Origin of the sequence: Anaerococcus nagyae (assembly GCF_017874535.1) — a bacterium.
GTDB classification, from domain to species: domain Bacteria; phylum Bacillota; class Clostridia; order Tissierellales; family Peptoniphilaceae; genus Anaerococcus; species Anaerococcus nagyae.
The window spans coordinates 48,178-71,265 of record NZ_JAGGLS010000002.1; the positions used below are offsets into that span (position 1 = coordinate 48,178).

A 23,088-nucleotide genomic window follows, 5' to 3' on the forward strand; every position below is an offset into this window, starting at 1 on the left:
GTTTAAATCTAGGAGGAAATATGGACTTAAAATCTATATATGAGGGCAAAAAATTCGGAGAAATCCTATTTTGTGAGCCTTTAAAAGACTATACAACATGGGGCATAGGTGGCCCAGCTGATGTACTGGTAAAGCCTCATAATGAAAAAGAATTACAGGACTTACTTATATTTAATAATGAAAATAAAATTCATACAACTGTTATAGGCAGAGGATCCAACCTACTTATTACAGATAAGGGAATAAGAGGATGTGTTCTCGTACTAGCTGATAATTACGACTGTATAAGCTTAGAGGATACAGAGCTTACAGTTCTTGCTGGAACTAAGCTAAATAAGGCAGCTTTATATGCTATAGAAAATAAACTAACAGGAATGGAAGAAGTTTCAGGCATACCAGGATCTGTTGGTGGAGCAGTTGCTATGAATGCGGGTGCTTACAATAGAGAAATCAAGGATATATGTATAAACGTAAAGGCTTTTGATTTATCAGGAAATGAATATAACTTTACAAATGATGAAATGAATTTTTCTTATAGGCATTCTAAGATTTTTGAACAAGATCTCATAGTTTCATCTGCAACTTTTAAACTTTTTTATGATACTGAAAATAAAGCAGAAGAAAAATATGATGACTATACAAATAGACGCGAAACAAAGCAACCTTTAGATAAAAAATCCGCAGGATCAACCTTCAAAAGGCCAGAAGGATCCTATGCTTCTAAGTTAATAGATGAATGTGGTTTACGTGGCTACAGAGTAGGAGATTGCCAAGTTAGCGAGAAACACTGTGGATTTATTATAAATACTGGTGATGCAACAAGTCGTGAAATGCTTGATTTCATAGAAGAAGTTGCAGGAATTGTAAAAGAAAAAACTGGCTTTACTTTAGAACGCGAGGTTAAATTAATCGGAGATTTATAATGAAGCTTAAAATAATTACTGGTTTAAGTGGTTCTGGAAAAACTACAGCTCTTAGAACATATGAAGATATGGGATACTATGCGATGGATAATGTTCCGGCATATTTGATAGAAAAATTTATTGAGCTTAATAAGATGCAGGAAAGCCCTATAGAAAAAATGGCAGTAGTAATAGACTTTAGATCTCACACCTTAGATAATGATATTAATAAATCATTATTAAATTTAAAAGAGAAGAATCCAGATACTGAAATAATTTATTTATATTGTAATGATAGAGAAATTTTAAAAAGATATAACGAACTAAGGCGACCTCATCCTTTAGGTGAATTTGGTAATGTTTCAGATGGGATTATTAAGGAAAGAGAGTATTTAAAGTCTATTATGAAAGTTTCAGATAGATTTATAGATACTAGTAATTATACAGCAAAAGAACTAAGGAAAGTTATAGAAGACTCATCGTATAAAAAAGACAAGATGATAGTAAATATCTTATCTTTTGGTTACAAGAATGGAATGAGTGAAGACTTTGATTTCGTTTTTGATATGAGATTTTTACCTAATCCATTTTACATAGATGAGCTAAAAGATTTAAATGGAACTAATATTAAGCTTAAGAATTATCTGGATCAGTTTGAAATTATAAATAAGGTAGAAAATGATATTTATGATTTTATAAATAACTTGATTCCAGAATTTATAAATCAAGGTAAAAATACTATAACTATAGCCTTTGGTTGTACTGGTGGTAAGCACCGTTCGGTTTACATGGCTGAGCGCATGTATGAAAGAATGAAGAATGATGATTATATAATAATCAAAAAACACAGAGATAAGGATAAATGGTGAAATGCAGTATTACAAAAGACTACCTTTAGAAAATGTTAAAAACGCCAGAGAACTTGGTGGAGTACCAACAATGGATGGCAAGGTCATCAAATGGAACAAGTTCTTAAGGACAGCTACTCTTGATGATATTAGTTTAGAGGAAATTAAAATTTTAAAGGATTATGGAGTTGAGTCTGTAATTGACTTAAGACGTGAAGGAGAAATCCCTTTTGATAGTGAAAGTCATAAAAATATAAAAGAAAATTTTAACTTCAATCATATTTCCCTAGCTCCGAATGAAGAATTTACTAAAGAACAAATCAGACAGATTATGGATAGAGAGGTCTCAGTAGGAGCTACATATAGAAACTTGATTGACAACTTCCCTAAAATTAGACAAATAATGGATGTATTTGCTAATACTAACGGTATTACACTCTTTCACTGTCAAGAAGGTAAGGATAGAACAGGAATTGTATCGATGATATTGATGGGTATAGCTAATGTTGGTAGAGCAGATATAATAGCTGATTATGAAATTTCCTCAGCCTATCTTGGGTACATAGAAAGATATGATGAGAATGAGCCTTATTCAGTATTTAGGATAACAAATCCTTATTACATGAAAGAAGCTTATGAATATATAGAACGTAAGTATAAGAGTTTTGATGAATACTTGCTATATGCAAAAGTTGAGCAAGAAATTATAGATAAGGTAAGAGATAAATTATTAAGTTAAGGTGATCTTATGTCTTTTTCGAAAAGATGTAAAAAAGAAGTATTAAAGAAACAATCAATCAATGCTATGGCCGAATTATTGTCCGTAGTATTTTTTATCGGTTCAATTAGAATATCAAATAGTAGTTATAAGATAATATTTAAAACTTATTCTAATACTGAAGCTAGGTATATATATAACTTAATAAAAGAGTGCTACAACTATTCTTCAACTTTTGAAATAAAAGATATAGAAAATGAAGAAAAAGATAGACTTTTTACAGTTATTATAGAACAAAGCAATATATCAGAAGATATTATCGAAAAAAGTTATGGATTTTTTATAAGTAATGATGTGGATTTAGATGATGTTGCTTTTGACGACATAAAATCATATTTAAAAACTGCATTTGTCTTTAAAGGGTCAATTAATGACCCTCAAAGAGGGTATAATCTAGAAATATCAGTACAAGATATTAATCAATGCCATTTGTTGAGTGAATGTATGGATATATTTGAACTGAATCCAAAAGTAAATAATAAGAAAGATTCTTATGTTGTTTATCTTAAAGATAGTGATAAGATATCAGACTTTTTAGCGATAATTGAAGCAAATAAATCTTTGTTTGAGCTAGAAAATGTTAGGGCTATGAAGTCTATAAGAAATAATATAAATAGACAGACAAATTTTGATAAGGCAAATATAGATAGGACTGTCCATGCGTCTGTTAAACAAGTTGATGCAATAAATTTACTAATATCAGAAGGATACTTTGATAGTTTATCAGATGATATGAAAGAGATTGCCAATTTAAGGATTGATAATCCTTATGCATCAATTGAGGAATTAGGTGCTATGGTCAATCCACCTATGAGCAAGTCTAAAGTTAATTATCGCTTACAAAAGTTTATAAAAATAGCAGAAGACTTATGATAGATAGCTTTTATGAGGAGCAATTATGGAAAATAAATTTACCCATTTACATGTTCATACTGAATATTCACTTTTGGATGGATTTTCTAGAATCGATGATATTTTAGATAAAGCCCAAAGTTATGGTATGGATAGCCTTGCTATAACAGATCATGGTCAGATGTATGGTGTTATAGAATTTTATAAAAAAGCAAAAGAACGTGGTATTAAACCAATTATTGGTTGTGAAGTTTACATATCTGATAAAGATCATCTTATAAAAGATCCTACTAATAAGCGTTACTACCACTTAATCCTCCTTGCAAAAAATAATAATGGATATAAGAATCTTCTAAAAATAGTTTCAGAAGCTTATGTAAATGGATATTACTATAAGCCAAGAGTAGATTTAGATTTTATAAAAAAATATAGTGAGGATTTGATAGCTTTAAGTGCTTGCTTAAGCGGAGAAGTAAGCCAGAGGATACTTGAGGGTGATATAGGAAAGGCATATGAAACTGCAAATAAGTATAAAGAAATATTTGGGAAAGGAAATTATTATTTAGAATTACAAAACCACGGACTTAATAAACAAGAAAAAGTCAATGAAGTTTTGGCAAAAATGCATGAAGATTTAGATATTGATCTAGTAGCAACTAATGATGTCCATTATATAAATAAGGAAGATAGTTACTATCAAGATGTTTTATTATGTATACAAACAGGTGCTTTGGTAAAAGATGAAGATAGAATGAAGATGCCATGTGATGAGTTTTATCTAAAGTCATCAGATGAGATGTATGCAATATTTAAAGACTACAAAGAAGCATTAGAAAATACTAATAAAATTGCTCAAATGTGCAATGTAGAAATGGAATTTCATCACCCACATTTACCATATTTTTCAAAATTACCGGATGGATTATCTAATCTTGAATATTTAACTCAATTAGTTGACGAAGGGCTTTCTCAAAAATATGAAAAAGTAAGTGAAGATATTAGGAAAAGAGCAACTAGAGAGATTAATGTTATTAATAGCATGGGCTATGTAGATTATTTTTTAATAGTATGGGACTTTGTGAGATTTGCAAAAGATAATGACATAGCAGTAGGGCCTGGGCGTGGTTCTGCTGCAGGGTCTCTAGTTTCTTATGCACTTGATATAACTCAGATTGATCCTTTAAAGTATAACCTTATCTTTGAAAGATTCCTCAACCCCGAAAGAGTGTCAATGCCTGATATAGATATAGACTTTGATTATGTAAGGCGTGATGAAGTTGTAGAATATGTAAATGAACTTTACGGTAGAGACCATGTATCCCAAATAGTTACCTTTGGTAGGATGCAAGCTAGAAATGCTATTAGAGATGTGGGGCGCGTTTTAGATATTTCATATGCTAAAGTAGACAAAATTGCAAAGCTTATTCCGGCTGTTATAAATATGACATTGGATCGAGCTTTGGAAGAATCTCCTAAATTTAAGGAAGCTTATGATAAAGATGCAGAAAGTAAAAGATTAATTGATACAGCAAAAAAACTTGAAGCTCTACCTCGCCATACGTCAATTCATGCTGCAGGTGTCGTAATTAGTAAGCAAGTCCTTACAGATATAGTTCCTTTGTCGATATCCAATGATCAGATTGTAACTCAATTTAATATGACTGAGATAGAGGAGTTAGGTCTATTAAAGATGGATTTTTTAGGCCTTCGAAATCTTACAGTTATCAAAGATACAATAAAAGATGTTAAAACAAATCATGGAGTAGATATTGACATTGATAATATAGACGAAAATGATCCAAATATAATAAATCAGTTCAATAAAGCTAAAACTATAGGTCTTTTTCAATTTGAGTCAGCAGGAATGAGAAATTTCCTTAAGAATCTAAAACCTACAGTTTTTGATGATTTAGTTGCTGCCAATTCCTTATTTAGACCAGGTCCTATGGATGAAATTCCAACCTATATTCATAATAAAAATCATCCAGAAGATGTTTGGTATTTAGATAAAAAACTCAAACCAATTCTAGGAGTTACTTATGGAATAATAGTATACCAAGAGCAAGTTATGCAAATAGTTCAGCAATTAGGAGGGTTTTCATTAGGTGAAGCTGATAACCTAAGGAGAGCTATGAGTAAGAAAAAAATGGATGTTATGGAGGCTAATAGAGAAGTTTTTGTCAATGGAAAAATTGATGAAAATAAAGATGTAATTATTCCAGGATGTGTTAGAAATGGTGTAAGCGAAGGTGTTGCCAATAAAATTTATGATGAGATGATTTCTTTTGCTAAATACGCATTTAATAAGTCCCATTCAGCTGCTTACTCTCTTGTAGCAGTGCAAACAGCTTATCTTAAGTATTATTATCCAGAAGAATATATGGCAAACCTCATATCTTCTGTTATGGATAGTGCATCCAAGCTTTATTTATACGTGAATGAAGCAAAGAGTATGGACATAGATGTAATCGCACCAGATGTTAACCTATCATATAAAAAGTTTTTTGCTAAAGATGGAAAAATTATATTTGGACTTTCTGGTATTAAAAATCTTGGTACAAACTTTATATCTGCTATTGAAGCAAGCCGTAAAGCAAACGGTAAATTTAAAAATTTTAAAGACTTTCTAGAAAGAGTTGAGGAATATGATAGTAGAGCTTTAAATAAAAAGGGACTGGAGTCTTTGATTAAAGCTGGGGCCTTTGATAGTATGGGATATAAAAGATCAAGACTAATGGCTGTTTATGAGAAGGCTATGACTAATGTTCACGAAGGACAAAAAGTAAATGTAAAAGGTCAGATGAATTTACTTGATATGACTAGTAATAATGAAGCAAACGAAGATATAAACTTACCAGATATAAATGAGTATCCTAAAAAAGTAAAGTTATCTTTAGAAAAAGATGTGTTAGGATTTTATATATCAGATCATCCTTTAAGCGAATCAAGTGATAAGTTAAAGGATTTAGTAAATTTTAAGACAAATTATAAAGATGAACTTATGGATGATCAAATACAAAGTCTAGATAATAAATTTGTTACTATGGCAGGTATTATTACAGGTAAATCTGAAATAATGACCAAAAAAAGAAGCCTTATGGCATTTGCAAATATAGAAGACCTTCATGGTTCAATTGAACTTGTTATTTTCCCAGAAATCTATAAAAAATATAGAAATTTAATAGAAGATGATAATGTAGTCCTAGTTAAGGGTAAATTACAAGTGGACGATGAAGATATAAAGTTATTAGCTCAGGAATTTATAGATATAGAAAATTTAAATCTTAAAACTTTATATATCAAAACTTCTTATAATAGGTATAATGAATTAAGAAGGGTTTTAGCAAAAAATACAGGGGATACTCCTGTTGTAATATATTTTGAAGATAAAAATAAGTCAGTAAAATTAGATGAAAAATTACGGTTTAATATAAATGACGAATCGATAAATATATTAGAAAACTTTTTAGGAAAAGGAAATGTTAAGTTCAGTTAGGAGTTTATATGAATACTATAGGCATTTTAACAAGCGGTGGTGATGCCCCAGGTATGAACTCAGCCATAAGAGCTGCTGTTAGAACAGCTCTTAATAATGGTATGAGAATAAAGGGTATCAGAAATGGATATGATGGCCTTATGAAAGGTGATATATATGAAATGAATGTATCATCGGTTGCAGATATAATACATAAGGGAGGTACTATCTTAGGAACTGCAAGAAGTACTGATTTTAAAAATAAGGAGGGCCAAGAAAGAGGAGCACAAATTCTTTCAGATTATGGTATAGAAGGACTTATAGTAATTGGTGGAGATGGATCTTTTAAAGGAGCTAAGGCCTTATCAGATTTAGGAATAAAGACTATAGGTATACCAGGTACTATTGATAATGATATGGGGTATACGGACTATACTATTGGATTTTTCACAGCAATTGAAACGGTTATAGATGCCATAGGCAAACTTCGCGATACATCTAGTTCTCATGGACGTGCTGTTGTAATAGAAGTTATGGGTAGAAATTGTGGAGACCTTGGTTTATACTCGGGTCTTGCAGGAGGAGCGGAATCTATTATTGTTCCAGAACATGAATTTTCTATAGATGATATAGTAGAAAAAATGGAGCATGGAAGAAAGAGAGGAAAGCTTCATCACTTAATTACACTTGCTGAAGGTGTAGGAGACCCATATTCCATAGCCCGTGAACTTGAAGAAAGAACTGGGATAGAAACTAAGGTTACAATATTAGGTCATGTTCAAAGAGGAGGTGCACCTTCATCCGTTGATAGACTTTTAGGTTCTACCATGGGATCTCGTGCAGTTGAGTTGCTTCTTGAGGAAAAAACAGGTCTTGCTATAGGGTATGTAGACGGTAAACTGATAGAAGTAGACATAGATCAAGCAGTCGGCAAAAAATCACAATTCGATGAAAATTTATATGAATTAGCTAATAACTTATCTAAATAAAAGGAGTTAATAATGAATAAAACACCAGAAATTTTAAAAAAGACTAAAATAGTTTGTACCATTGGACCATCTTCTGAATCATCAGAGATTCTAGAGCAGCTAATAGAAAATGGTATGAATGTAGCAAGGCTTAACTTTTCTCATGGTAGTCATGAAGAACACTTAGCAAAAATTAAAAATATTAGAAAAGTTAGAAGAAAATTAAATAAACCAATAGCTATAATGCTTGATACTAAAGGTCCAGAAATAAGAACAGGCAACTTTAATGTAGATGAAGTATATCTAAAACCAGATGACGTATTTACTCTTACAACTCGTGATGTAGAAGGTACTCAAGACATAGTATCTGTATCATATGAAGGTTTACCAGATGATGTAGAAGTAGGATCAAATATTTATATAGACGATGGTCTTGTGCAATTAGAAGTAACTGAAATTAAAGATGGTACAGACGTCATTTGTAGAGTACTAAATAACGGAGTACTTTCAAATCATAAGGGTGTAAATTTACCAGGATCTAAGACAAATCTACCAGCTATAACACCAAAAGACATTGAAGATATCAAATTTGGTATTGAAAATGACATTGATTTAATAGCTGCATCATTTGTTCGTAAAAAAGAAGATGTTTATGAAATTAGACGTATCTTAGAAGATAATGGTGGAGAGCATATAAAAATTATTTCTAAAATAGAATCACAAGAAGGTGTAGATAATCTTGAAGAAATTATAGAAGCATCTGATGGTATCATGGTAGCTCGTGGAGACCTTGGTGTAGAAATCAGAACAGAACTTATACCAATAGTCCAAAAAGAAATGATTAGAAAGGCAAATCTTGCTGCTAAACCAGTAATAACAGCAACACAAATGCTTGATTCTATGATAAGAAATCCAAGACCAACAAGAGCTGAGACCACAGACGTTGCCAATGCTATCATAGATGGTACAGACTGTGTAATGCTTTCTGGTGAAACAGCAGGTGGTAAATATCCAGTGGAAGCTGTAAAAACAATGAGAAATATTTGTATTACAACTGAACTATCAGATGACTTTATAGAAAACATCTATGAAACAGATATTTCTGCATCAAATACTACAACAAATGCTATTGCTAGAAATACTTGTGATATTGCAAAAGAATTAGATGCAAAAGCAATCATCTCTTGTACTTCAAGTGGTAATACATCAAGAATCATTTCTAAATTTAAACCACAAACAAATACAGTTGCAGCAACTACAACAGATAGAGTAGCTCGTCAACTTTCTGTAGTTTGGGGTGTGTATCCAATAGTTATCCAAGAAGCTCAAGAAACAGATGAACTTATTGAACGTGCTATATTTGGTGCTATCAATGAAGGATTTGTAGCGGAAGGTGATATAACAGTTGTAACAGCAGGTATTCCACTTGGTATATCAGGTACTTCAAATCTTATCAAAGTTCATACAATAGGTGATATCATAACATCAGGTACAGGAATAGGAACTAAGTCTGTTTCTGGTAAAGTTTGTCTTGCATCAACTAAAAAAGAATTAGAAGAGAAATTTAATGATGGAGATATCATAGTTGCTAAATTTACCGATGCGGATATTACAGAATATATCCAAAAGGCAAGTGCTATAGTAACAGAAGAAGGTGGCCTAACAAGCCATACAGCAATAGCAGCAGTTCATTTTAGCTTGCCAGCAGTAGTTGGAGCATTCAATATCAGAAATCTTGTAAAAGATGGAGATACTATTACTGTAGATCCAATAGGTGGAGTAATCTATAAAGGAGAAGCAAAAGTTATCTAATGATTTTAAAAAACATTAAGATAATTGATGTCCTACAAGATGGCAGAGGAGTAGCTCGTACAGAAGGAAAAATTGTCTTTGTCGAGAATGCAGTTTATGGAGAAACTCTAGATGCCGAAATTATAGCAGAAAAGAAAAACTTCTTAGAGGCTAAAAAACTAAATACTAAGATAAAAAGTGATTATCAAAGAAAACCTCCATGTCCATATTTTTATGAATGTGGAGGTTGTTCTATAATGGACATCAATTACCAAACACAAATAAAGTTAAAAAAGAATTTAATAAAAAATGCCCTAAAAAAATCTGTTGGATTAGACATAGAAGATTTAGAAATAATAGAAAGTCCAGAACTAAGATATAGAAATAAAGTACGCTTACAAGTAGATGAAGATGGTGGACTAAATTATCTAGAAGCATATTCTAAAAAAAAGGTAAAAATAGATGATTGCTTGATAGCAAATGAGCTTTTATCTAAAAATCTAAAAGAAATCCAAGATATAACAAGGTCTATAAATAATGAATTTGATGGACCTATAGATGAAGTTACTATTAGATCAAGCGAAGATGATATTTTATTAAATATTCATGGAAATTTTAATGCTGAGTCAATTAACTTTATTAAAGAAAAATATAACGAACATAAATATTCCATAAATCTCTTAAACGCTAGACAACTAATTGTTATTAGTGGAAATGGCTACCTAGACTATAAGATAAATAATAAATCATTTAAAATAAGTGCCAACGACTTTTACCAAGTAAATGATTACCAAATAGAAAACTTATATACACTAGCAAGAGAATTTTTAGGAAATGAGCAAAAACTCTTGGACCTGTACTGTGGATCAGCAACAAGCTCCATGTCAATCAACGATGATCATATAGTAGGTATAGAAATTAATAAAAACGCTATCAAAGATGCCAAAGAAAATGCCAAAAGAAATAATCTCAAAGATTATAAATTCATAGCAAAAAATGCAAAATTCATCGATAGCAAATTTATAAAAGAAAATAAAATCGACGCAGTAACAGTAGACCCACCAAGAGCAGGACTAGATAAAGAGGTAGTAAAAACAATAGCAAATTCAGGCATAGACAAAATAGTCTACATCTCCTGTAACCCGCAAACTCTGGCACGTGATATAAAAAGGTTTATGGATAGGGGATATGAGCTTAAAAAAATAAAAGCAGTAGATATGTTTCCTCAGACTATGCATGTGGAGGTAATTTCATGTCTTAGAAAATAATTTGATTTATATATATTATATATTTTTAAGATTTATTATAGGCCAAAAAAGTTTAGTCTTATATAAAAAAATATGGAGAGAATAGATGGATATATTTAGTAAAACAGATAAAAACAGCGGTTCAGTTATGTTATTGGATCTTGGAATAAGCGAAGAAGGATTTGACTTTGCTTATGATATACAAAAAGCTATGGAGATTTCCGAATATGAGTTGGATGCAATTACTGTAAAGCTTAGCGAGAATGAAAATACACTGAAAAAACTTACTCCAAATTGCGATAAAACAGATTATATCCTTGCTTCTTCTAGTGGTGCCTTATGTGGAATGATGGATATTTTTCTAGTAGAAAAGCCTGGTGATTCGCAGCTTGTGGATATTTCAGATAAGTGGTTTGAAAATCGTATTATGGATTTTGCGAAGCTTTGTGGATGGGATTACAAGAGCAATGATTCTCTTACGTCAGCAATTAAACATCTAGAGAAAAAATTTAAGATTCCATACGATCAAACAGGTGCTGGTGATGCAGCCGGATTTGTCTTTGATCTAAATCCAAGAAACCATCATTTTAAATCTATGGCTCACAATCTGAGCTTATTAGGATTATTTTTTTCAATTTTTGATCAGTTTGCAAATACTTCTCACTTCATATCTTCTGGGGAATTGATTTCTCTGCAGGAAGCTGATAATAATTTTGAGCTTAGAGGGAATAATTTTTCTAGTAAACTATTCTGTGGATTTGTAAATTGGTTTGGTCATTTGATTTCAGATATGTCAGGTTCATCAGCAAGTAGGGGACGAGGCATGGGAATACCATCGCCATTTTGGACTTGGACTAACGATATTATTGCTATGAAAAGAAAATTAAATATTAATACTTTAGATTTTGATAAATCACTAAATGAATTGGCGCTTCAAATATATAGTAATGGATATGATCTAAGGTTTGAAGCAACTAAGGCAATTCCTGTATTTGTTAATGAGTTATTAGTGAGGTTGATATATTCTGTTAGACGTTTGTTTATATTTTTTATGCAAACTCCAAAAGATGACAGGTCATTTAAACATATGTGGGAATTTTCCCAGCCTTTTTCAAACGCAAGTGTAAAGAGGATGCTCACTGTAGCTCATGGGACTTTTTGTTTGATAGATGTAGGAGATGCCGTAGCACATGGATTTATTTCTGGAGGCGGAAGTTTTAATGTAGCTGATTTCTTTTTACGATTAAATATTGTAGGTATAGGAAGATTTAGTATTTCATTGTATGGTGAGATAAGTCGAGAAGTAAAACGAAAATCATTCAAAAAAGAAGAAGTAATTTTAAGGCAGGAAAGAATAACTATGATTGACTATGTCGAAGGCTTAAAAATACTTGCAGAAGTTTATGATGATAGATACCTCCTTATATTCACAGAGGAATTAATAGAAAGTGAAATGTATATTAATGCTTTTGAAAAATCAGTGCTTTTAGCTGAGAAAAGAAATGTTCCAAAGGATCAGATATTACGAAGTAAAGCTGACATTGATTCTTATTTTAAAGGAGGCAGATAATGGTAAATCTTTTTAAAAAAAGCAAACTTAAGCAAGCGCAATATAAAGTAGAAGCTGCAATAAATATTACCAACATAAAGATTGATGATCTCGGGAAACATACTGGAGACTTATATGAATCACTGACAGCAATCGGGGATTTATTTGATAAAATCAAAAATGTTCCAAGTGAAAAGATGGCACAATACGAAAACTGGAAAAAAGTCAGATCTGACTGGAAAGACAAAGCAGAAAAAATAGAAACAGACTATAACAAAGTAGCCAAAAGGAATTTAGGTGGTGGTGCAGCTGGTGCAGGTCTTGGAATCGCAGTCGTAACAATGGGGCCAACAGCTGCTATGGGAATTGCAACCACATTTGGACTTGCATCAACAGGAACTGCTATTTCCACCCTAAGTGGGGCCGCAGCTACAAACGCAGCCCTTGCTTGGCTTGGAGGAGGAGTCTTAGTTTCTGGAGGTGGAGGAATGGCAGCTGGTAATGCTTTTCTTAGCATGGCTGGTCCTGTGGGATGGGCTATCGCTGCAATTTCTCTTGTAGCCAGTGGCTTAATTTTATGGAAGAATAGCGGTGATAAAAAGCGTTTGGAAAATCTTTTTATTGCCATAAGTAATAGAGATGTAAAGTCATATGAGCTTGCAATTATAGAAATTATTGAGCGTATAAATCGCATTATCGATGAGACTAATAAATTAAATGAGGCAATTACTCTTATCAAGAGTTTTGGCTTAGACTATAATATTATGACTGAAAAACAGAAATACACACTTGGTTCTTATGTAAATTTGATGAATTCATCAACCCAGCTTTTGACAAATCCCATAATAAATTTAGAGCCAAAATTTACTGAAGTAGATTTTGATACCTTCATAAATTCTAAGACTATAAATATGAAAGCTAGCTTATGTAATGATAATAAGGCCCTAATTATCTCACTAGCGAATTTGCTTTATAAGATTGAAATAGATGAGGAAACTAAAATACTCTTGTGGAAGTCTTTAAAGAAAAATAAGGAGATGCTCAAATCAATGGGTATATCAAAGAAAGAACTTGATATTGATCTTATGAATATAGTTTCTGAGGCTTTAGAATTTATATATCAGAATTAAGGAAAGATTATATATAATTCGATATATTTTTATTGATAGGGCCACATATGCTATACCCCTAAATTCTTTATTTTATCTATAGCAAGAAAATAGACTTATTCAATAGCCTTCTAAATAAAGTGGTTCCTGACATTGTTTTTTTAAGCAAAATTTATTAGGGGCAAATTTGTGGGGTCACCTTAAAAGAGTTAGCATCCAAAATAGATACAAATAACATGTCCAATCCATCATTTATGATGTCTTGTGTGCAAAAGCCCCTTTTGCCTATAAAAGAGAGGATGGTGTGTATTTAATACCGATTGCTGCTTTAAGGCCTTAATATTTTCTAGTATTTATGGATATATTCCCACATACGAGGCTTTTGAAAAATATGAAATGTTATCTATACTGACCACTCAAGCCACGTTGAGAGTGTAGTATTGATTACGAAAATATAGAGGTATAAAAAAAGCAACCTGTGAAGAATTCAAAGAGTATGATCCTGGAAAACATGGATTAAAGGTTACAAATCTTCTTACTAACAGATCTGCTGGAAAAATAAAAGAGGACAAAGAAAAATCTACAGAAAAGATAGATGGTGTTATCGCTACAATCATGGATCTTGATAGGGCGATAAGATGTGGGAATGATCAAGTGAATCTGTTTAGGGTTGATAGTATTTTAATGAGGGTATTATATCAATAATTAATGCTTGTTGTTGAGGTGAGTTAAATTGAATAAATATATATCTAGTTTAGAAGAAGAATTTTCTTTGATAGAGCATGGATTCAAAGAGGAAGAAAAGAGAGCTATAGAAGATTATAAGTCTAGTGATAATCAATACATTAAAAAATTAGCATTGTTAGCTTATAAATCTAATGTATATCAAGTGAGAATGTACGGCGTATTTCTATTAGGTAACCTATCAGATGACGATGAAATTTTAACATTTATGAGAGATGAAGTTTCCAAAGATGACAATTGGAGAGTTCAGGAAGTATTGGCAAAGGCATTTGATGAATTTTGCAAGAAAATAGGATATGAAAAAGCACTTCCAGTAATTGATGAATGGTTAAAAAATAATAATCCTAATACAAGGAGAGCAGTTACGGAGGGATTAAGAATATGGACGAGCAGGCCATATTTTAAAGAAAATCCGAATGAAGCTATTGAAAGATTAGTCAATTTAAAAGAAGATTCGAGTGAATATGTAAGAAAATCGGTTGGAAATGCTTTAAGAGATATCAGTAAAAAATTCCCTGAGTTAATTAAGAATGAATTGATTAGCTGGAACTTACAAAGCAAAGAAATTAATCAAGTGTACAAGTTAGCAAGTAAGTTTATTGACTTATAAATTGTAAGTAAAGAAACTTTTTTTGGACTCTATGTCAAATAGTGTTGGTAAATAATAATTAACCAAATACTTTTCTATGGATAGGAATTCCTGTTCATGGAATTTTTTGTTCACTTAAGTGAGTTGAACGAACTAATGTGAGTGAAACAAACCGAAATCGGTCTGAATGGAATGATATTCTTAACGCGTAATATGCAGGACGGAACAGGAAACTATGATTTAAGATTTGGGGAGACTTTTTACGATTTTTCCTGGTTTTATGGAGTTGACCAGAAAAAGATGTTGAGCGAAATAGAATGCCCGACGATCATTCTTCATGTTGCGCCTTCAAAGGAAACTGCGCCGAGCTATTATGATGAAAAAGGAATATTGCTATCTGCCATGGACGAAAAAGATGCAGAAGAAGTTCATACTTTAATCAAAAACAGTACGCTTAAATCCGGTTATGAATCAAGTCACGATATTCATGCCGACTTACCGGAACAGTTCGTTGATGCAATGATGGAGATGAAGCAGCAGAAGTAGCGGCTATGCCCATTGAACGGGCATTGACATTTACCCGAAAACATCATTTTTTTTTGCTAACTTCTATCGTGCAACGAGCGTGGAGGCTCTCTTCCAAATGTATCGTTATCGTCAGGGTGGTCTTGGTACATGTGGAGAGTGTGGTATTGATGTCACTAGTGAATTAGAGTATATCTCTATTTATTAAAAACTTGGAAGGAATTTTTGTGATGTTAGATTCTTATAGGCTAGATAATAAAAATATATTAAAAGGTAAGTGGGCTATTTCTTTAAATGAGTTAATTCCAGATGATGGGATTATATCCAATAAAGCTATATCGGGTAATTTAGAATTAAACAATGGAAAAATAACTTTAGATTTAAATGGTAGATTAACTGGAGTATCATTGAGCCTTTTTGATGATATTGAAAAAATATATGGGTACTTAAGTAATAATCTGTACGTAGTCTTAGAAAAGTGCTACCTAATTAATCCAACCATTATTTCTAACGGATATAATGTGGAGAAATATATTTCAAATTATGCATATATAATTTCATTACCTAATAATGATGTTTCAGTACTTAAAAATCAAGAAGTTTATGCAACTAGAGCTAAGTTTAGCTTTTCTTATCTTAATGATTGGTATAATATTGACCATCCTATATTAAATGATGATATGAGTAAAGACTCTTTTTCTATAAAATATATTAATAAATTTTCCAATGAGAATAGTTTTAATATTTTAGATAATAAATTTACTATAAAAATAAAGAGAGATATTAGAGCGATTAATGAATTTAATAAAGGTGCTAGTGCTAAAATGGATTATTATATAGAAGTTATATCTAATAATTACGAAGTAAAAAGTGTTAGAGAGTTCTATGAAATTTCACAATGGTTTATGAAACTGATTGATTTTTTAACCCAATCTAAAAAAAGATTTTCATACATCAAATTCTATCTAGAAGATGAAAATAATAAATTTCAATCTAAATCTTTAGACAATGGAGACTATGATTATAAGCATCCAATATACTATGGTCAGTTTATATTTCGTCAATTAGATGAGCAAGCGCAAGAATTCAAATATAATTCATTGAGGTTGAGTTATATAAAAGAAGATTTAGAAACTATAATTTGTAATTGGTTTAAATATAAAGAAAAACTAAAACCAGTAATTGATTTATATACTCAAAATTATATTTCTACCTTAGATATAGAAAGTATTCTCGTAAACCAAACAGAGATGATGGAAAGGCTTTACGATAACTTTTTTAACAGTGCAAGAGAAACACAAAATTGTGATGATTCAAATTTAGACAATACTATTTTAGAAATTAAAGATTATCTAGATAAAAATAACATAGAAATTTCTATTAAAGAAGAAATAACTAGGAGACTAGGTAATGATAAAAAAAATTATCCTACTTTCAGAGAAAAACTAACTGTTATTTTGGAGAATATACCTGAACAGTTAAAAAATATTTTTTATTTAATAGATCAAAATTGGAAAAATGATACGAATTTCGAAAAAAACTTTGCTAATAGGTTGAAAGATACAAGAAATTACAACACGCATGGACCGGGAAATAATAAGAATAAATCACGTCTAAAAGCTTTTAAAGAACTAAATAATGCTAATACTGTTTTAGAATATATAATTTATTATCATGTTATCCATCAATTAGGAATAACAGATGATATATTATTAAATTATCCATTCCTTAGAAGAAAAATACATTAATAGTAGGAGGAAAACTATTCATTTAATAAAGATTAGTATAAGGCAAATCATAAGGATAAATGTATAAACAAAATTTAAATTTTAATTATAAGTGTTTCTTTTTATAATTATATATATATAGTTTATGGGACCTTATCAATATTAATCATATTAAGATAATTATGATTACTTTAATAATTTAACAAAAATATGATGAGCTGAAGAGTTAATTAGGAGCAGTTATGGATACCCGGTTTACAATAGAAAAGATAGATTCTCAAACATTTGCATTAAGTGAATACAAACACTGGGAAGAGACTCATTGCTACTTATTATGTGGAGAGAATAAGGCACTCTTAATAGACACAGGACTCGGTGTTTCAAATATTAAAGAAGTTGTAGATGAATTAACAGATTTACCACTTACAGTTTTTACTACACATATTCACTGGGATCACATCGGCGGCCATAGATATTTTGATTGTATTGGAGTTCACAAAGAAGAAAAAAAATGGCTTTCAAAAAAATTTCCTCTTCCATTAGAAGTTGTAAAAAAGCAATTAACAGAAAAAGCACACAATTTTCCTTGCGATTTTAATATAGATGACTATAAGATTTTCCAAGTAAAGCCACAAATAGTTTTCCAAGATGGCTATACATTTGATTTAGGCGGTAGAACTATTGAGGTTATACATACACCGGGACATTCTCCTGGTCATTGTTGTTTTTATGAACATGAAAGGAAATATTTATATTGTGGAGATTTAATTTATAAAGGATGTCTATACGCTTTTTATCCTACAACTGATCCTAAATTATTTTATAAATCAATAAGAAAGATACAAAAATATGATATTAAAAGAGTTTTGCCTGGTCATCATGATTTAAATATTACTGTCTCGCTAATTAATGAGATAGAGAATGGCTTTAGATTATTAGAATCAAGAGGAGATTTGAAACAAGGGAAAGGAATCTTCGATTTTGGTAACTATCAAATTTGGATTTGATCTTTAAATTATATTAGATATATTCCCACATACGAGTTTTTTAAAAATATAAAATGTTATCCATACTTATCACTAAAGCCTGTAGTATTAACGTAAATGAATTTAATAGAAGCTAACGAAATAGGGAGGTTTAAGTATGTATTTTGAAAAAATTGTAATTAGTCTATTACCTATAGCAGGGCTGTTTTTGTCTTTTCTTTATAGGTATAAAGCAAATGGGAATATCAGTAAGTATAGTGGATTTAGAACAGGATTAAGTATGAAATCAAAAGAAAACTGGGAGTATGCTCATAAGTATGCAGCTAAACTTTTACGAATATATGCTATATTTTTTATATTATTAAATATTATAATAATATTTAGTAATAGTCTAAATAATACAACTATGACAATCATAGTTGTATTGCAAATGCTATTTTACTTCATCATTGGATATAGAGTTAATAAGGACTTGGCGAAGAAAGAAAATGGTTAAAATCTATTAAAGATTTTTAAAGGGTAATTTTATGTATATTGAAAATGAAATAAACATACCAGTGATGATATTAAGATTAGGGGTGTGTAGTATTAATTTTTATAATGTTATCTATTAACGTAAATGTAATTGCAATTATTAATGCTAATATAATAGCGAACGCAAGAGGTGGTTTCAATTACAAATTAACTTCTAATAGAAAAAAATTATAGTTTATGATGAAAAGCTTAAAGTAATATCTAAATCTTCAGTTGAAGTTGAAATAGAAAATTGACAAGGATAAAAAGTAAATATACACTAAAATAATAGTACCCGACACGCCTCTTAACAATGCGGACCAAGTCGGGTCTTTTGATTGCAAAAAAGCCCCACCACGTATGGCAAGATCTTGTTCCATAAGCATTATATCATAAATATAAGAAAATAGAATACTAACCGAGTCCTTGAATAAAAATAGGACAAATACTTGAATAAGTGATAAAATCCACTTAAGTATTGAGTATGGAAGGAAATAATGAAAAAGTATTTACATAGAATTGCAGATAAATTATTGGAAGAACGATTAGACGCAAAAAGGGCAGTTTTAATTGAAGGTCCGGTAAGACAACAACAGCAAAATAAAAGGCAAAAAGCTTTATATCTATGGATCGATCTGATATGACGAGACAGTATCAGCAAATGGCAGAGCTTTCTCCTAGTACTTTACTTGAAGGAGAAACCCCAAGTCTAATTGATGAGAGGCAAATAGCACCTAATTTATGGAATGCTGTGCGTTATGAGGTTGATAATAGCGATGAATTTGGTCAATTTATATTAACTGGTTCAGCAGTACCTAATGAATTTGATGACTCAATGCATACGGGTACGGGTAGAATTTCTAGACTTCTAATGCGATCTATGAGTCTATATGAATCAAAGGATTCAAGTGGAGAGATTTCTCTCAGGGATTTATTTAAAGGAGAAAACATCTCGGCGATTGATGAAACCAGTCTTGAAGAAATAGCCTTTTTTATATGTAAAGGTGGATGGCCAAAAGCAATTGGCTTAGATGAAAAACCAGCCTTATTCTAAGCCATAGATTATTTTGATGCTGTTGTTTCAAATGATATTAGTAGAGTGGACTTGGCAAAAAGAGATAAAGAAAAGGCTAAAAGATTACTTAAATCCTATGCAAGACATGTAGGAACACAGAGTTCGCTAGAAACGATTAGGCAAGATATTTTAGCTAATCAATGATTCTAATATCCATATTAACAGAAGATCCCCATATTTTATCTGTACCTTGTATCTTCTTGATTCTTAAAGATGGATGAGTAGGATTTTCTACGAATGATTTAAGTTTCTTTTTCGTTTGATTCTTTTCATTATCAGATAATTTTTTGTAATGTTTTTTAAAAGCCTTCGAATAAGTAATTTTATAGGATATTACTTGTCTAACTCCTAAAATAGAGAGTCAATGGAATCAAAGATTGGCCTTTCTCCATTTTTTATAGATTCTTTAATCTCTTTTACTTCAGCTTTTAAATTTTTTATGATATGTTTTGGATAGATTCAACTGGAACAAGTACAATTTTTCCATTATCTCCTATTATTTCAAATTGATCACCTTGATCTAATTCCATAGAGTTTACTATGTCCTTTGGATAGTAACTTGTGATTTAGCTTTTAATTCAACTAACATAATAAATCCTCCTTAGTTAGAAATTCATACTTTCTAACTTAATTAGATTTTCTTCTAAGAAAAAAAGTCAAGTGAAGAGTAAGTAGTTTTAGTATAGTTAAAATAGTAAAAGAATAATTAAAAGAGCCTTAAAGATTTTGACTTGAACCCGTAAACACAGAATAACTTAGTAATATATTAATCGGAATGTAATATGAATTTTATAGCTAGAATTCCTTTTAATTTTTTCTCAGTTCTATCCTATTGTAACATTTAATATCTGATTCTATTTCTCTTATCAACTGTCATAATTATTAAAGTCCACATCATAATATATTTCATGTTTAAGTATTTCAAAGAAGTTCTTCATTGATAAATTATTTCGTCTATAAAATATGTTTCAGGATCTTAGGGGTCATCTTACATTATAGGGCTGTTTTTATCTGCTCCAGAATGATATATATAATAAATTATAAGTTATGTACTGATTGATATATTCTTAATTATGTGCTATCAAGCCCCTAATAATTTAAGATTGTTGAAATTCAGTGAGTTAAGCTTAAATTGTTTAAAATTTAGAAAATATTAAGGGTAATCTTTTAATAATTGTAATAACAACTGAAAGTGATATATTTTAGAGTAGAAAGAAATCCATGTTATTTAAAGCATGAAAGAAAAGTGATTGAGAAGATAGTATATAAATATTAATTTCTAATCGTTATTATTGTAAGGAGGACAAAGTGAATATAAGTAAAAGTGAAATGAAGACATTATTAAAATCTCAACAAGGAGAGTTAAATGTAGTTTTGATGTATCAAGGACTTTCTAATGTAGTAAAAGATACAAAGGATGCGGAAATCTTTCGAAAGCTTGCTGCAGAAGAAGGTCATCATGCGGCTGTATTTCATGGACTTACAAAACAAAATTTAAAGCCAAAGAAAACATTGAGTGTTTTTATGCCGATATTATACAGAATAATTGGTAAAAAGAAACTATATCCACTCATTATAAAAGGAGAATATGACGCTGCCAAAAATTACGCTCCAATTGCGAAAAAATTTCCAGAGATTGAAAGCGTAAAAAATGATGAGAAGCGACACGGTGATATTGTTGCTGGGTTGTTATAAGAATTGTGGCTTAATAAATTTACATAGATTCACTAAAATAGATAATTGAATTAATTAAGAAAATTTTTTAAAATAACTATATAGATTTTAAAGTTTAAAAAGAATAGCAAACATTATACTTACTGGCTTATTAAGCAATGTGAAGATTATAGAACTGTTGGTTAAAAATTAGAAACTTTGGTATACTTAAAATCATTTAGATCTAAGACTTGATTTATATTTATTTTATAAATTGTAAATAATACTGTGATACATAAAGCAAGCTAATTTGTGCATAAATAAATCAAATGTATTTTGATAATCTAGGCATTTTCTGGGTTTAGTATTAAGTGCTATTAAATATTTAATTAATGCTTTATTACCTATCTTTACTAAGTATATTTTTTGATAGTGTTATTTTATAATCTATTTGTATTTTCATTACTTCCTCTTAACTACGCTGAATATACATCTGAAAAGTAAAATCTATTTCTTGTTTTTAAACTTTCCATAGTAAGCAATTTTTTTATCTATATAATATGGAAAAGTCTTAAAGTTTCTAATGATAAAAGATATAAGACATAATAATAAATAAACTTTAAGTTAACTACAAAGATTGATAGAATATCAAAAGTAGAATATTTAAATACTTTGCAGTACCCGACAAGACTATTAATAATATCAAACAAGTTGGGTATTTTTATAATGATATATTGTTATATTTAAATATATCTATTTTTAAAAAATCTGAGTTTTATATAGTGGGTTATTATTTGATTTGTTATAATTACTTACCTAAAAGATAAAGCTTTGATTTTATGATTAAAAGGAGGTATGCTATGAAGTCTTATGCAAATGCTACTAATTTAAAGTATTTTGCAGTTATACTTATGGTTCTAGATCATATACACCAGATGTTTTATGAATTTGGAGCACCTATTTGGCTAACTGCTTTTGGAAGATTTGTATTTCCAATTTTTTTATTTTTATTTGCTGATAGCTTTTATTATACAAGAAGTCGAAAGAAATTAATTACTCGTTTGTTACTTATGAGTTGGCTAATGAGCATAGGAAATTTTGTTATTGGAAACTTATTTGATAATGGTCATATAGGTCTTATGAATAATGCTTTTAGTACTTTTCTTGTTGTTGCTATTTTAGATAGTGGATGGGATCGTATGGTAGATTCAATTAAAGAAAAGTCAACCAAAAACTTTTTTATTGGCTTTTTTATTTTTATTTTACCCGTGCTATTATCCATAATAGTATTAGCCTTAGGAACACTTGTTAGCGGTGAAGGAGCAATATCACCAATTTTAACTCAGTTGATTTCATTGCTTATGTTAATGATTCCTAACTTAGTAACCATAGAAGGTGGCTATATTATGGTACTACTAGGTTTGATACTATATATATTTAGAAATAACAGAAAGATTCAATTTTTAGCAATACTAATTGCTGGATTGTTGAGCTTTTATTTTGATAAATCAGGTATCCAATGGATGATGGTATTTTCAATCATTCCTTTATATTTTTATAATGGAGAAAGAGGAAAAGGTAATAAGAACTTCTTTTATATCTTCTATCCTACACATATCTATCTATTATATATAATAGCAAGTTTACTACATTGATGAATTTAGGTTATTAAATAAATTAGAAAATCAAATTAGTAATATTAAAGATATTTAGTTGTACGATTTATAAAAGATTCAGAAGGATTAGTTAAATATATT

Annotated in this window: 19 protein-coding genes and 1 pseudogene; 19 read left to right on the forward strand and 1 reads right to left on the reverse strand. The window is 30.3% G+C overall.

The genetic code is table 11. The features are described 5' to 3' along the window. The first annotated feature begins 20 nt into the window (after positions 1–20). The 17 genes from murB (at position 21) to J2Z39_RS08445 (ending at position 19,657) form a co-directional block, all read left to right on the forward strand. Positions 21–923, forward strand: a complete 903-nt coding sequence (murB, locus tag J2Z39_RS02355; protein ID WP_117520857.1) for a UDP-N-acetylmuramate dehydrogenase — start codon at positions 21–23, stop codon at positions 921–923. Further along, complete coding sequence (gene rapZ / locus J2Z39_RS02360) at positions 923–1,771, forward strand: RNase adapter RapZ (RefSeq protein WP_117520859.1); 849 nt, start codon at positions 923–925, stop codon at positions 1,769–1,771. Before murB ends, rapZ begins: the two co-directional genes overlap by 1 nt. A gap of 1 nt (position 1,772) precedes the next feature. Next, positions 1,773–2,489: a tyrosine-protein phosphatase gene (locus J2Z39_RS02365; RefSeq protein ID WP_117520861.1), complete on the forward strand. Its 717-nt coding sequence runs from the start codon at positions 1,773–1,775 to the stop codon at positions 2,487–2,489. Between the two features lie 9 nt (positions 2,490–2,498). After that, a complete protein-coding gene (gene whiA, locus J2Z39_RS02370) occupies positions 2,499–3,401 on the forward strand; it encodes a DNA-binding protein WhiA (protein ID WP_209813599.1) in 903 nt (300 codons plus the stop codon). Between the two features lie 25 nt (positions 3,402–3,426). Continuing rightward, positions 3,427–6,876: a DNA polymerase III subunit alpha gene (locus J2Z39_RS02375; RefSeq protein WP_209813600.1), complete on the forward strand. Its 3,450-nt coding sequence runs from the start codon at positions 3,427–3,429 to the stop codon at positions 6,874–6,876. Positions 6,877–6,884: 8 nt separating this feature from the next. Next, the gene (gene pfkA / locus J2Z39_RS02380; RefSeq protein ID WP_117520867.1) at positions 6,885–7,844 is read left to right on the forward strand and encodes a 6-phosphofructokinase; all 960 of its coding nucleotides are present in this window, start codon (positions 6,885–6,887) and stop codon (positions 7,842–7,844) included. 12 nt (positions 7,845–7,856) lie between these two features. Beyond that, entirely contained in the window at positions 7,857–9,635 is a 1,779-nt protein-coding gene (pyk, locus tag J2Z39_RS02385) for a pyruvate kinase (protein ID WP_117520869.1), read from the forward strand. After that, on the forward strand, positions 9,635–10,882 hold the full coding sequence (gene rlmD / locus J2Z39_RS02390) for a 23S rRNA (uracil(1939)-C(5))-methyltransferase RlmD (RefSeq protein WP_209813602.1): 1,248 nt from the start codon (positions 9,635–9,637) through the stop codon (positions 10,880–10,882). The genes pyk and rlmD overlap by 1 nt, the downstream gene beginning before the upstream one ends. 85 nt (positions 10,883–10,967) lie before the next feature. Then, positions 10,968–12,431 carry a hypothetical protein gene (locus tag J2Z39_RS02395; RefSeq protein WP_117520895.1) on the forward strand — a complete coding sequence of 488 codons (1,464 nt, stop codon included), beginning with the start codon at positions 10,968–10,970 and terminating at the stop codon, positions 12,429–12,431. Beyond that, positions 12,431–13,540: a hypothetical protein gene (locus J2Z39_RS02400; RefSeq protein WP_117520897.1), complete on the forward strand. Its 1,110-nt coding sequence runs from the start codon at positions 12,431–12,433 to the stop codon at positions 13,538–13,540. Before J2Z39_RS02395 ends, J2Z39_RS02400 begins: the two co-directional genes overlap by 1 nt. Before the next feature lie 712 nt (positions 13,541–14,252). Beyond that, a complete protein-coding gene (locus J2Z39_RS02405; protein WP_209813604.1) occupies positions 14,253–14,873 on the forward strand; it encodes a DNA alkylation repair protein in 621 nt (206 codons plus the stop codon). A 141-nt stretch (positions 14,874–15,014) separates the two neighbouring features. Then, positions 15,015–15,398, forward strand: a complete 384-nt coding sequence (locus J2Z39_RS02410; protein ID WP_209813606.1) for a hypothetical protein — start codon at positions 15,015–15,017, stop codon at positions 15,396–15,398. A 209-nt stretch (positions 15,399–15,607) separates the two neighbouring features. Beyond that, on the forward strand, positions 15,608–17,125 hold the full coding sequence (locus tag J2Z39_RS02415) for an ApeA N-terminal domain 1-containing protein (protein ID WP_117520901.1): 1,518 nt from the start codon (positions 15,608–15,610) through the stop codon (positions 17,123–17,125). 221 nt (positions 17,126–17,346) lie between these two features. After that, positions 17,347–18,111: an MBL fold metallo-hydrolase gene (locus tag J2Z39_RS02420; RefSeq protein WP_117520903.1), complete on the forward strand. Its 765-nt coding sequence runs from the start codon at positions 17,347–17,349 to the stop codon at positions 18,109–18,111. A gap of 136 nt (positions 18,112–18,247) precedes the next feature. Further along, positions 18,248–18,586, forward strand: a complete 339-nt coding sequence (locus J2Z39_RS02425) for an SdpI family protein (protein ID WP_117520904.1) — start codon at positions 18,248–18,250, stop codon at positions 18,584–18,586. A 514-nt stretch (positions 18,587–19,100) separates the two neighbouring features. After that, on the forward strand, positions 19,101–19,247 hold the full coding sequence (locus J2Z39_RS08440; protein ID WP_245325667.1) for a hypothetical protein: 147 nt from the start codon (positions 19,101–19,103) through the stop codon (positions 19,245–19,247). Then, complete coding sequence (locus J2Z39_RS08445) at positions 19,244–19,657, forward strand: AAA family ATPase (protein WP_245325668.1); 414 nt, start codon at positions 19,244–19,246, stop codon at positions 19,655–19,657. The genes J2Z39_RS08440 and J2Z39_RS08445 overlap by 4 nt, the downstream gene beginning before the upstream one ends. A gap of 369 nt (positions 19,658–20,026) precedes the next feature. Here J2Z39_RS08445 and J2Z39_RS08665 read toward each other — a convergent pair. Beyond that, a pseudogene (locus J2Z39_RS08665) lies at positions 20,027–20,267 on the reverse strand (AbrB/MazE/SpoVT family DNA-binding domain-containing protein). Positions 20,268–20,986: 719 nt separating this feature from the next. On the opposite strand from J2Z39_RS08665, the gene J2Z39_RS02440 reads away from it, so the two are divergent. Both J2Z39_RS02440 and J2Z39_RS02445 read left to right on the forward strand, forming a co-directional pair. Next, positions 20,987–21,373: a ferritin family protein gene (locus J2Z39_RS02440; protein WP_117520906.1), complete on the forward strand. Its 387-nt coding sequence runs from the start codon at positions 20,987–20,989 to the stop codon at positions 21,371–21,373. An 818-nt stretch (positions 21,374–22,191) separates the two neighbouring features. After that, the gene (locus J2Z39_RS02445) at positions 22,192–22,986 is read left to right on the forward strand and encodes a TraX family protein (RefSeq protein WP_117520908.1); all 795 of its coding nucleotides are present in this window, start codon (positions 22,192–22,194) and stop codon (positions 22,984–22,986) included. Positions 22,987–23,088: the final 102 nt, after the last annotated feature.